The organism is Bradyrhizobium sp. MI1.7 (assembly GCF_055811795.1).
Window position 1 is genome coordinate 169774 of record NZ_JBVVPO010000004.1, and the last position, 12311, is coordinate 182084.

Below are 12311 nucleotides of genomic sequence, written 5' to 3' on the forward strand. Positions count from 1 at the left end.
TTTCGGCCGGGTTACACGATTGGCGGGACGGTGCCAATGGGGGAGGGCCGATCCGGTGTGTGATGCTTTGTGTCTTCCGGAGAGCCGATGATCGAGCCAGGCCCCGCGTCGATGCCGCTGAAACTGCGATTCGTCGTTACGCCGTCAGTTGATGACGAGCGCTGTTCAATTCCTGCATTCCGATTTATCGAAGCAAAGGTTCGATTGCTCGAGCCTGGAAAAGTCCTCTGTCGCGATGAATACGAGAAGTCCGAGCAGAACCATTGCCGCGATGTTGGAACGCATGCTGGGGCGGTTCTCGACAGCGGGGCGATGGTGTTCGAACTTCGAGAGGTCGAGCATGCGCAAGATGTTGCCGGACCGTGCATGATCAACCGGATCTCTGCCGCTTCCCGATCGCGTCCGAAACGGTACGACATTTCCCCGGAAGTTCGGTTGATCAGCCTTCATCTCGCGCCTCGTTCCCATCAAGCAGCGCTTGCTGAACTTCAATGATAAGGCCTGACTTGAGGCGAGCGATCCTGAAATTCGCGAGCACCGGCGCAATTCAGCGTGATGCCGCGGTGATCTCTCGCGTCTTTCCATTTCGTTTCTGTTTGTTTCTGCCTGTCCTTCGTTGGACGCTTTGATTGCGCGACTGCGTTTTGCAGCGAGCGAACATGAAAATTTGTACAGATTTTCGCACGCGATCGTCATTTTGACGCTGGGATTTTGTCCGCGATACTTCCAATCCGAGGCGGCGGTTTCACCTGCAATCAGTCGGTTTATCTGAAGGCAGGTACAAACAGTTAGAGGGCCATCAATTTGTCAACGCGACCGAAGCTCAGCGTTGCGCTGTTTGGAATCCTTGCAATAGCCGCGGTGGCCTATGGCGTTTGGTATGAGCTCCTCGGGGGCGTCAAGCCAGCCGCAGCGGCCGCCCAAAGCGCTGCCAGTCAGGCTGCGGCGAAGATTCCCGTCACCTCGTTCGTGGTGAAGAAGGCCGACTTTCCCGTACGCGCCTACGGTCTCGGAGTCGTCTCGCCGTTCAAGACGGTCACGGTCAAGAGCCGCGTCGACGGTCAGATCATCAAGGTGTTCTTCAAACAGGGGCAGATGGTGAAGGAGGGCGATCCGCTTCTGGAGATCGATCAACGCCCCTTTACCGCGGCTCTCGAGCAGGCGGTGGCGAAGAAGGCCCAGGACGAGGCCAATCTGAGGAACGACCGGTTGAACCTGGAGCGATTTCAGAAGCTCGCGAAACAGCAATTCGAGACCCAGCAAAATCTCGATACCCAGCAGGCCCTGGTCGATCAGATGATCGCGCAGGTGAAGGGCGACGAGGCCGCCATCGACAATGCGCAGACCAATCTCGGCTACACCTCGATCAAGGCGCCGATCAGCGGACGAACGGGTTTCCGGCTGGTTGACCCCGGCAACATCGTGCATGCCGCGGATACGACGGGGATCGTCACCATCGCCCAGCTGCAGCCGATCGCCGTGCAGTTCACGGAGCCTGAAGAGCAATTGCAGGCCATCGACAAGGCCTTTGACGCCGGTGAGGTGCCCGTCGAGGCGCTGACCTCGGACGGAACCAGGACACTGTCGCAAGGCAGGCTCGTGGTCATGGACAATTCGGTCAACCAGGCCACCGGGACCATCAGCCTGAAAGCGCGCTTCGACAACAAGGACAATGCGCTGTGGCCCGGCCTGTCGGTCACCACGCGGATGCTGATCGATACGCGCAAGGACGTCATCGTCGTGCCGCAGGATGGCGTGCAGCACGGGCCGTCGGGTCTGTTCGCCTACGTGATCGGCGACAATGGCAAGGTCAGCGCGAGGCCGATCAAGGTCAGTCAGAGCGGCGATGCAAATGCCGTGGTCTCCGAAGGGCTGAACGTCGGAGACAGGATCGTGGTGGCCGGACAGTCACGCCTGTTCGATGGCGCGTTGGTCGAGGAAGCGCCTGCGGCTGCGCCGATGGCGGATGCAAGCGCCACTGCCACTCCGGCCACGAGCGGAACCAAGAGCGGAACCAAGACCGGATCGGCTGACTGACATGGCTGGCGGTATCTCGGCTCCCTTCATTCGCCTCCCCATCGCGACGTCGCTGCTGATGGTCGGCATCGTCTTCGTCGGGATCATCGCCTATCCGCAATTGCCGGTGGCGCCGCTGCCGGAAGTCGACTTCCCCACCATCCAGGTCTCCGCCAACCTTCCCGGCGCGGATCCGGAAACGATGGCTTCTTCGGTGGCGCAACCGCTCGAATCGCAATTTGCGCTCATTCCCGGCGTCTCGGAGATGACGTCGCAGAGCCAGACCAGCTCGACCCAGATCGTTCTGCAGTTCGATCTCTCGCGCAACATCGATGGCGCCGGCTCCGACGTGCTCGCAGCCATCAATGCGGCGAGCGGGCAATTGCCCAAGAACATGCCGACCCCGCCGACCTACAGAAAGGTCAATCCGGCCGACTCGCCCATTCTCACGCTTGGCGCCACCTCGACGACGCTGCCGATGACGCAGGTGTCCGACGAGACCTACACCAAGCTCGCGCAGGCGATCAGCCATATCAGCGGTGTCGGCCAAGTCAGTGTCGGTGGACAGCAGGCGCCGTCGATCCGTGTCCAGATCGATCCCGCCAAGCTGGTCGCCAAGGGCCTGTCGCTGGAGGACGTGCGCACCCCGCTCTCGGTGATCACCGTCAACAATCCCAAGGGAACCCTCAACGGCGACACCCGCACCTACACCGTCTATGCCAACGACCAGTTCACCAAGGCCGAGGCCTGGAACGACATCGTCATCGCCTATCGGAACGGCAGTCCCGTCCGTGTCGGCGACATCGGCCATGCCGTCAGTGCGCCGCTGGACAATACCCAGTACGGCTGGGTCGACGGCAAGCCCGGGGTGTTCCTGGTCATCTTCAAGCAGCCCGGCGCCAACGTCATCGATACCGTCGACAGCGTCATGAAACAGCTGCCGCACCTGCAGGCCGGCATCTCGCCGGCCATCAAGGTCTCGGTGCTGTCGGACCGCACGCAGACGATCCGCGCGGCGGTGAAGGACGTGCAGTTCACGCTGCTGCTGACGATCGGCCTCGTCGTGATGGTGATCTTCGTCTTCCTGCGCAGCGTCTGGGCCACCATTATTCCGTCGATCACGGTGCCGCTTGCGTTGCTGGGCGCCTGCGCGCTGATGTGGATAGCCGGCTACAGCCTCGATAATCTGTCACTGATGGCGCTCACCATCGCGGTCGGCTTCGTGGTCGACGATGCCATCGTGATGCTGGAGAACATCACCCGCTACATCGAGGAGGGCGAGACGCCGATGGCCGCCGCGCTCAAAGGCGCCAGCGAAATCGGCTTCACGATCATCTCGATCTCCGTTTCGCTGATCGCGGTCTTGATTCCGCTATTGCTCATGAGCGGGATTATCGGCCGCCTGTTCCGCGAATTTTCGGTGACGCTCGCGATGACGATCGCCGTGTCGGCCCTGGTATCGCTGACGTTGACGCCGATGATGGCGTCGCGCTTCCTCAAATCGCACGACGAGGAGCATCACGGCAGGCTCTATATGCTCAGCGAGCGGATGTTCCAGGGCCTCGTGGACGGCTACGCGCGCGGCCTCGACCTCGTGCTGCGCTTCCGCTTCGCCACCTTGATGGTGTTCTTTGCGACGATCGCGCTGACGGTCTATCTGTTCGTGATCATCCCGAAGGGGTTCTTTCCGCAACAGGATACCGGGCTGATCACCGGAATCGTCGAAACGTCGCAGGACGTGTCGATCGCCGACATGGCCAAGCACATGCAGGAGATCGGCGCGATCGTGCTGAAGGACCCTGCGATCGACCACATGGCGATGCGGATGGGCGGAAGCGGAAATACGCTCAACGACGGCACGATGTACATTACGTTGAAGCCGCGGGATGAACGCACCGACTCGGCCGACCAGGTCATCCGTCGTCTGCAGGTCCAGACGGCGAAGGTTCAGGGCGCGCGGCTCTATCTCCAGTCGGCGCAGGACGTACGTGTCGGCGGCCGGGCGTCCCGGACGCAGTTCCAGTTCACCCTGCAGTCGACCGACATGGACCAGCTCAACACATGGGCCCCGAAGCTGCTCGCGAAGATGAAGGAGATGCCCGAGCTTCGCGACGTCGCGTCCGACCAGCAGACGTCGGGCACCACGCTGACGCTGTCGATCGACCGCAATCAGGCCGCGCGTTTCGGGATCACGCCCGACGTGATCGACGCGACCCTTTATGACGCATTCGGGCAGCGGGAGATCGCGACATATTTCACCCAATTGTCGACCTACTATGTCGTCCTCGAGGTGCTGCCCTCGCTGCAGAAGAACCCGTCCACGCTGGAGCAGATCTACCTCCGCTCCCCGACGACGGGAGGCGAGGTGCCATTGTCGGCGTTCACCAAGTGGACCACGGCTCCGGTCCGGCCTCTGGCCATCAACCATCAGGGCCAGTTTCCCGCGGTGACGATCTCCTTCAACCTCGCGCCCAACGTCGCGCTCGGCCAGGCAACGCAGGCGATCGACGCGATGGAAAGGCAGATGAACGTGCCGGCCGCGATCACCTCGACTTTCGCAGGCACGGCGAAGGCGTTCCAGGAGTCGCTGTCCTCCGTGCCCCTGCTGATCGTGGCGGCGTTGATCGTGGTCTATCTCATTCTCGGCGTGCTCTACGAGAGCTACATTCACCCCTTGACGATTCTGTCGACCCTGCCGTCGGCCGGTGTCGGCGCGCTGGCGACGCTCCTCATCTTCCATTTCGACTTCAGTCTGATCGGGTTGATCGGCCTCGTCCTGCTGATCGGCATCGTCAAGAAGAACGGCATCATGCTGGTCGACTTCGCGATCGCGGCGGAGCGGGATCAGGGCCTGTCGCCGGTTGAGGCCATTCGAAGGGCATGCCTGCTGCGCTTCCGTCCGATCCTGATGACCACGATGGCGGCGGTGCTCGGCGGCGTGCCGCTGATGCTCGGCCACGGCACCGGCTCGGAGCTGCGTCAACCGCTCGGCTACGCCATGGTCGGCGGTCTCTTGGTCAGCCAGGTCCTGACGCTCTTCACCACGCCGGTTGTCTATCTTTATCTGGACCGTGTCTCGCAATGGTTCAGTCCGAAACCACACGCAGGAAGCGATCCTCAGGAAGAGGACGTTGTCGACGACGGCGATCTGGACGTCTTCAAAAAGCTGGACCGGAAGAAATCAGGGGTCTTTGCGGCGGAGTGACTGTTTGACATCCACGCCGACGGCGAGCGCGGTCCGGTCAATTAGAAAAATTTTTTGATGGTGGCTCTGCCGGCACTTCACATGTCGGCTCTCAGGGGAGCTGACAGAAACCGAGGAGTGCTCGATAGATGCGAATGACCCAAAGCGGTCCTTCACTGCATCAGAGAGCCTGGCCACGAAACGGTATTGCTAGCGAGTGAACTGATAATCGATCCAAACCTGAATTTCCGATAGTCCGCTCAAGTCCAACGAGCCCGCTTCGATTTCGTGCGGCTCAATCGTCACGTCCCAATCTCCGCCCACGCCGCGGCCCCAGATGGCCAATGACGTAGGAGCATCGATCGGTGGGTCGGTGTTCTCGACGGGGCGGTCCAGCCGCGTCGTTTCCGCCCGGCGATTGACGGTCTGCGGCGCCAGATGCTGCACCTCAACCGTTCCATCCAGTCGACGCTGCTCATACTGCGCGCCGTGCCGCACCACGCATGAGATTTCTCCGCTTTGATTGCGCGCTCCAACAAAGGAGACGAGCACGTTCTTGACCTTGGTCTCAAAGTGGCCTTCGGGCAGGTCCGTCGCTTCAAGCCGAAAGCTGAAGCTATGTGTATTGCGGAGCGATGCTAATTCCGGACCGTCCGTGAACGAGAGCCTATGGGTGTCCCAGTCGGGCCTGGCGTCAAAGTAGGAGATATAGGACAGCTGCATATTGACGGGGTTCAGGATGCTGCCCCAGGACGCGATCAAGGCGTTTGCGAGAGCGGCTTCGTCCTTTTCGCCTTCGTAGAAGGCCCGGCTGACGTCCGGACTAATCATTCCAGCATCCAGGAAGACGTTCTGTTCCTGGTCGTCGAGCGTATATATTTCGACCGATCTTTGCGCCCGGAAGGCCAGTGTCTGCAGCGATTGGGCCTTTGAGGCTGCTATGTCTATGGCGGCCAGTCCAACTTGCCGAATCGTGTGCTGCCTGTTCAGCAGGTCGGATATCAGCTTATTCACCGATGCAACCACCGCTTCGGCCCGCGCAAGTTTGGCGGTTGCGGCGTCAAGGCGCTGCTGGGCCAAGGTCGCCCGGTTCCCGGCAAGCATCAGTTCGTGAGCCAACTCACACCCTGTTTGACCAGCGCGACATATTTGGAGCTGTCGGGCGCCGTGGTGGCGTTGAGATTTTGCACCAGCTTCACGAAGCTCACGATGGACTTGCCGCCCTTGACGACAGCGTCGACGTTCTTGCCCACCTCCTCGTAGGCTTTTTTGACCTGCTTGAGGTCTGCGTCCTTGACCTTTGCGTCGTCGATCAGAGCCTTTACGATCGGTTCCGCGTTGTCGCTGAGGGAGTTGGAAAGCGCGACCAATGACGGCACAAGCGCGACGACGCTCGCGCCCGCTGTCGGGATAGCGGCTACGATGCTCACCACCGCCGCGCCGATCGACGCCACCGTGCCGAGGAATCCGCCGAAAGAGAAACTCTTGGTCGCCATCACCGGCAGCGCCGTCTGAATTTCGGCGGTCACCTTGTCGAGCCGTTGCTTCGCATAGGTGACTTCGTCAACTGAGTTCTTCAGTTCGGTCTTCGCTATGTCGAGCTCGTCACTGCTGTTTGCGCGCGCCGCGAGGACTTCCGTGAGTTGCTGCGCCGCGAACTCACTCATGACCGCGATTCCCTCCGCGCCCAAAAGCCATGACGTGCCGATGGTCAGGAAGCTCAGCGTCAGGGACCCAAAGCCGGTATAGGCGGCGATGTAGTAGTCAAACCGCGGCAACAGGTCCATCTCGCGCGGCAGGCCCAGCGCGTTGTTGCCGCCACCCTTCCACACCACCTCGTTCGTCCCTGCAACGGGTTCAGGAAAGCCCACCATCTGTCTTTGCAGACGAAGGGCCTCCACATTGTCCGGCTGAAACTGCAGTGCGGCCGCGAACTCACCTGCAGCAAGCGTCAGATAGCCTGCGCGATCGGTCACGCGAGAGTTGTACCTGTGATAAAAATAGTCCCCGACAGCAATACGGAACGGGGCCCAGTAATTGGCGTAAACGCCAAGATCACCGCGCACAAGCGCCAGGAACTCCGCTTCGGAAACAACGGTGTAAGCGATGGCCGACGAGATGCCCGAAGCTCCGTCCGCGCCAGACTGGGCTTGTTCGTCACCCAGGAACCCTCCGGCGCCGCCCGCACCACCGCCACCGCCCTCCGCTTCAAGTGCGGGAAAGCCATCTTCGGTCATGGTCGTGAAGGTCAGCGTGCCGGCATTTCCTCCTGCTCCGCCGCTGGTGCCCATGCTGGGAGGACTTCCTGGCGTGCCGGGAATTATCTCGCCGGGAACCCATTCCTCGTGTGTGGTTTCCATGGGCCAGGGATCGGGGACCGTGATCCAGTATCCCTCGATAATGGTGTCGGGCACGCCTTCGGTGCCATCGGCTCCCGTTAGGCCGGCGGCTCCGTGGCCACCAGACACGCTGACATAGGCGCCGGTTGATCGTTTGCACCGGACAATGACGGTGCCGCCACCCCCGCCGGGGTATGCTCCCCTTGCGTTAATTATCTTCCCGTTGCCGTGATACTCGTCGGCGATGATGATCAGGGGCTTCTGACCTACTATGAGGTCAACCTCATGGATCACAACTCGCCCGAGTAGAAAGACGGGGCCCGATCCTACAAAATTATTATAGAAGCCCTGCACATAGGCATTAATGACGACTGTGTCCCGTATATATGGATAGTTGTGCGCATCCATGACGTCGTCGTCCCTGTGTTCAGGTGTACTGCCTGGATCATCGTTGGTGTTACAGGTATCTCGCCGTAGCCGTGATGCACGCTTGAACGCCTCAGCCAGTCATCAGTCGAAGGCTAGTCTCAACCGCGGACGGTGCTCTCAAGGGGCGCAACCTACGACAGCGCGTCCAAGCTCAAGGGGCGTCCACGCGAGCTACTGATACCAATACACTAAAGGTTGTGCTTTCACCAGTTTCGGGCCGCCTCAGGCCACCGCGTCACAACACCACATTGATGACGGCTCGTGGCCCTTAGCCGACTTTCATGACCCAGCTCAGTGTGCCGCTCTCGCCTTCATCAAAACGAACAAATGGGAGGCTAAAGCGACCACCGAGAAAATGACTATTCCTAGTTCAACGCCGTGCACGCTCTGCGGCGCATAGGTCGAAACCAGCCAAATAAAAAGCCGAACAGCTCCCATGAAGACAACCACTCCCCACATCGCGAACCAGTTTGGGGCGCTCCATGTTGGCTCGCCGTTGCGTCCCCACTGCATTGCGATGCGGTCCCGCTCGATACGAGGCGCGAAATAGAGGTTTAGGGTTACAACTAACGCAACAGCCAGATCAAAAACGTAATCTGCGGGTAACATATTTTGCGCCTTCCCGGGCAAGCACACTTGGCCCCTCGTGAGACGAACTGCCGCAATCTATGCTTGTTTGAGCCGAGCCGGTCGCGTCTATTTCCCGTATGGTTGCCAGCAGGTTGAGCGTTGCCCGAGGTCTCCCCCTGTTTCACGCCACCGCCTGGGCAATGAAGTTGCGGACGATCTTCGAGGTCTCGCCACGCCGGAACGCCAGAGCCAAGCGCACGATTGGAGCGTCCCCTTTGACCTCACGATAGGTGACGCCGGTTACATGAAGCTGGCGCATTGACGCCGGCACGAGCGAAAAGCCAAGCTCAGCTGCCACCAGGCTGACGACAGAGCTGATCTGCGGCGCGGACTGCCCGAGGGTCGGCTCGAAGCCCGCCCGCCGACAGGCCGCGATGACTGTGTCAACCCAGGCCGATCCGCGCGGCGTCAGAATGAGCGGATCCCCTTTGAGCCTGATAAGATCGATTTCAGTCGACTTCGCCACCGGATGGCTTGCGGGCAATACGACGAGCATCGGCTCGCTGGAGAGACGCCGAAACTGTAGATCGTCCTCGCCCTCATCGGGGCGCAGGAACACCGCGTCCAGCTCTCCTTCCCGAAGGCCCGCAAGGAGGCGGGATGTGCTTGCTTCCTCCAGCGTCAGATCCACATCGGGATAAGCTCGGCGAAACGATCGGATTGTCGAGGTAACAACGGGATTAAATGGTGCCGAGTTGGTAAAGCCGACCCGCAGCGAACCGATTTGACCCCGCGCAGCCCTCTGCGCGGCGCGAATGGAGCGCTCCGCCTGCATAGGAATGACCCGCACGTTCTCTAGAAAAGCGCGCCCTGCCTCGGTCAGTTCAGCACCCTGGGGAATGCGATGGAAGAGCGCAGCCCCGACTTCGGCCTCAAGATCCTTGATCTGTTGGCTCAGCGGCGGCTGCCCGATTCCAACGCGCGCAGCGGCGCGTGTGAAGTTTTTCTCCTCGGCAACCGCGAGGAAATAGCGGATGTGGCGCAGTTCCATGTCAGTGCCAAAAGCTATCGAGATCGTGCTTCCTATATATTTGACTGCGCGATTATCGAAATCAAATATCTCCTATCGGGGGCGCCGATTGACTTGGACGATCGAAATTGGACCAGAATCTGAACGTCAGTCTGAAAGACAAGTCCATCCCCGAGCCGGCGATTGGGAACATGGAACCCCGTCTCCCGGTTGCTGCACCTTCGCTTTCCGCGACACCCGAACTCGATCGATCGCGCGTTTTTTCGCACCGCCGGCGCGCCTTGCTGTTCCTCCTCGCCGTTGCAGCAACTGTCTTAGCCTGGTGGATATCGGGCCATCTGTTCGCCTATACGGACGACGCATACGTCACGTCCGATGTGCTGTCGATCACGCCGGAAGTTACGGGTCCGATCGCAGCGGTTCTTGTGAAAGACAACGAATGGGTGAAGCGGGGAACCCTCCTCTTTACCATCGATCCGGTTCCGTTCAGATTGGCCGTAGAGCAAGCGCGCGCGCAGGAGGCGCGAACTGAGGCTCAGCTGCCGGTCGACCGGGCGCAGTTGCAGGTTCTGCAGGCGCAGAAGGAAGCGGCGGGTGCTGCCGAGAGGCTCGCTGCGGCAAACCTGCGCCGTGACACGCCGCTTGCCCAGTCCGGTACGATCTCCGCGCAGGCCCTCGACACGACTCGTACCACCGAGGAGCAAAGCGCGGCCCAGCAACATGCTGCCGAAGCTGCCTTGCAGAAGGAGAGCGAGACTCTCAGCCTGGATAAGGCTGCCGTCTCATCGGCCCACGCTGCACGTCTTCTCGCCGAATGGCGCTTGGGCTGCACCAAAGTCGTGGCGCCCGTTGATGGTTTCGTGACGCATCTTGCCATTCAAACTGGCGACATGGTTTCCACGAGCCAGGCAGCGGTTGCGATCGTCGATGGAAACGCCTGGCGCGTCGTTGCCAATTACAAGGAATATTATCTACGACACCTCCATCCCGGCGGCCTCGCCTGGATCTGGCTCGACAGCCATCCCTGGCATCTTTATCGCGCGCGCATCCAAGGTCTGGCGCACGGCATTAGTCGCCAGCAAGGAAGCGAGACACTTGTCCCTTACGTATCTCCAACGGTGAACTGGATTCGCCTGCAACGACGGATTCCAGTTCGATTCACGCTGCTCGAATCTCCTGGGAGCGACCAACTCTTCATGGGCGTCGACGCCCGCGTCCTGGTCATCTACTGATTGGGAGAATCTTGACGATGCCGCTCCTGATATCGGCCCTGCGACCCATACCGCAAGCCCTGGTGCGTGAGCTCAAATCGCTCGAGCTTCGCGGCCCGCGCGCCAGAGACGCAGCAAAACTCGCGATCTCGGTGCTGGTTGCTGTCGCGGCGGCAACCATTCTCAACCTTGATGATCTCTCCTGGGCAGCGTTCAGCGGCTACATGGTGATACGTGGCAGCCTCGCCGAGACATTCCGGCGGGGACTGATGCGAATCGTGGGCACTGCCGGTGGAGCACTGCTGGGGCTCCTGCTTGCGCCCAGCGCAGCGGACGCCCCTTTGCTGCTAATCGTTTTCCTCTTCCTTGTGTCATGGATCGGCACCTTTCAGTCGCTGGCGACCAACTACAGTTACGCATGGCTGTTCTTTGGCCTTACGGCCGGGATGGTCATCACCGAGGCGCTCGCCTCGCCAGACTCTGTCGTGCATTTCGCCGCCACGCGGGTGGCGGAGATTACGGTCGGAACGTGCGCATGCCTTGTTGTTGCAAGCCTGTTCCCGGATACACCGAGCCGCAGGGAACAACATGCTTACGACATGCTCTGGTGTGGACGCCTGCGTGATGTGTTGAATGAGAGCTGGCTACGAGAGAATTGGCTGCTGCTCGAGCACTGTACGCGCGCGGCGCTGGCCGTCGCCTTGCTTCCCCTCATCTGGCGGTGGTTCGGCATTGAGGAGTTCTCACAAACTGCGGTCACATCGTACGTCATCATGATCGTCCCATCGGCCGCGGTGGGGAACCGCCGATATGCTACGATCTACGAGAGGATAGCCCACAGGGCGTTCGGATGCCTGCTTGGTAGCGCGGTCGCTCTTGTCTCTATTGGCCTGTTCGGCACAGGATTGCCGGTAACCGTGCTCACCCTCGCTGCCGGCGTCTGGATCGGCTACCAAATCCAGACAGGACGGGAGATCAACTATCTCGGAACGCAGTTCACGCTCGGGCTTCTCATCACCCTAGTTCAGGGACCAGCTCCGATCACAGATATTACGCCTGGGCTAGAGCGTTTAGTTGGCATCGCGATCGGCTCCGCCATGCTGTGTCTGACGACCTTCGCTTGGCCTTTGGTTCAAGACCAGTAGCATCTCCGACGGAGGCTAACCGCCGTCTTCCCAATGTCGACCGACCAGTCTTCGTATGTCCCCTCAAGCGGCCGGACATCGCGAATGCGATCGTCGAGCCGAACCGTGCTTCAGGTCTCAGCGTGTCAGCTGACGGAGGTAAACCCGACACACCCCGCGCTTACCCCTGATCGCTGCTTTTGACCAAAAGCCGACCTCTGCTGAGATCCGCTATTGCGCCGCTATCAGGGGCACAGCGGACCTCATACGCGCCCTGACTGCCGGGCGTTCTGCGAGTACAAGCCTCGGTGCGCCTCGTGAAACCGGCTCAAGAACCTTCAGCCGTTTCGCTGCGCGGCTGGCGGATGGTTTCCTCGGGCGTGCCGATCCTCGGCCATGATGCCGGCA

At 60.6% G+C, this 12311-nt stretch carries 9 protein-coding genes; 5 read left to right on the top strand and 4 right to left on the bottom strand.

Annotation, left to right across the window (positions count from 1 at the left end; translation table 11 throughout):
- The first annotated feature begins 87 nt into the window (after positions 1–87).
- The 3 genes from AC0L3X_RS06755 (at position 88) to AC0L3X_RS06765 (ending at position 5221) form a co-directional block, all read left to right on the top strand.
- A complete protein-coding gene (locus tag AC0L3X_RS06755) occupies positions 88–495 on the top strand; it encodes a hypothetical protein (RefSeq protein ID WP_187387776.1) in 408 nt (135 codons plus the stop codon).
- Positions 496–804: 309 nt separating this feature from the next.
- Positions 805–2037: an efflux RND transporter periplasmic adaptor subunit gene (locus AC0L3X_RS06760; RefSeq protein WP_283018518.1), complete on the top strand. Its 1233-nt coding sequence runs from the start codon at positions 805–807 to the stop codon at positions 2035–2037.
- Position 2038: 1 nt separating this feature from the next.
- Positions 2039–5221 (top strand): efflux RND transporter permease subunit, encoded by a 3183-nt coding sequence (locus AC0L3X_RS06765; RefSeq protein ID WP_063984882.1) that lies wholly within the window; start codon positions 2039–2041, stop codon positions 5219–5221.
- 189 nt (positions 5222–5410) lie between these two features.
- On the opposite strand, the gene AC0L3X_RS06770 is transcribed toward AC0L3X_RS06765, so the two are convergent.
- From AC0L3X_RS06770 to AC0L3X_RS06785, 4 genes are all read right to left on the bottom strand, one after another.
- The gene (locus AC0L3X_RS06770; RefSeq protein ID WP_473316321.1) at positions 5411–6319 is read right to left on the bottom strand and encodes a hypothetical protein; all 909 of its coding nucleotides are present in this window, start codon (positions 6317–6319) and stop codon (positions 5411–5413) included.
- On the bottom strand, positions 6304–7947 hold the full coding sequence (locus AC0L3X_RS06775; RefSeq protein ID WP_473316322.1) for a hypothetical protein: 1644 nt from the start codon (positions 7945–7947) through the stop codon (positions 6304–6306). Before AC0L3X_RS06775 ends, AC0L3X_RS06770 begins: the two co-directional genes overlap by 16 nt.
- Before the next feature lie 312 nt (positions 7948–8259).
- A complete protein-coding gene (locus tag AC0L3X_RS06780; RefSeq protein ID WP_354131731.1) occupies positions 8260–8577 on the bottom strand; it encodes a hypothetical protein in 318 nt (105 codons plus the stop codon).
- Positions 8578–8719: 142 nt separating this feature from the next.
- The gene (locus AC0L3X_RS06785) at positions 8720–9589 is read right to left on the bottom strand and encodes a LysR family transcriptional regulator (protein ID WP_063984879.1); all 870 of its coding nucleotides are present in this window, start codon (positions 9587–9589) and stop codon (positions 8720–8722) included.
- Positions 9590–9696: 107 nt separating this feature from the next.
- On the opposite strand from AC0L3X_RS06785, the gene AC0L3X_RS06790 reads away from it, so the two are divergent.
- Together AC0L3X_RS06790 and AC0L3X_RS06795 are read left to right on the top strand one after the other, a co-directional pair.
- A complete protein-coding gene (locus AC0L3X_RS06790; protein WP_283018520.1) occupies positions 9697–10800 on the top strand; it encodes an HlyD family secretion protein in 1104 nt (367 codons plus the stop codon).
- 17 nt (positions 10801–10817) lie between these two features.
- Entirely contained in the window at positions 10818–11924 is a 1107-nt protein-coding gene (locus AC0L3X_RS06795; protein WP_063984877.1) for an FUSC family protein, read from the top strand.
- The last annotated feature ends 387 nt before the right edge of the window (positions 11925–12311 follow it).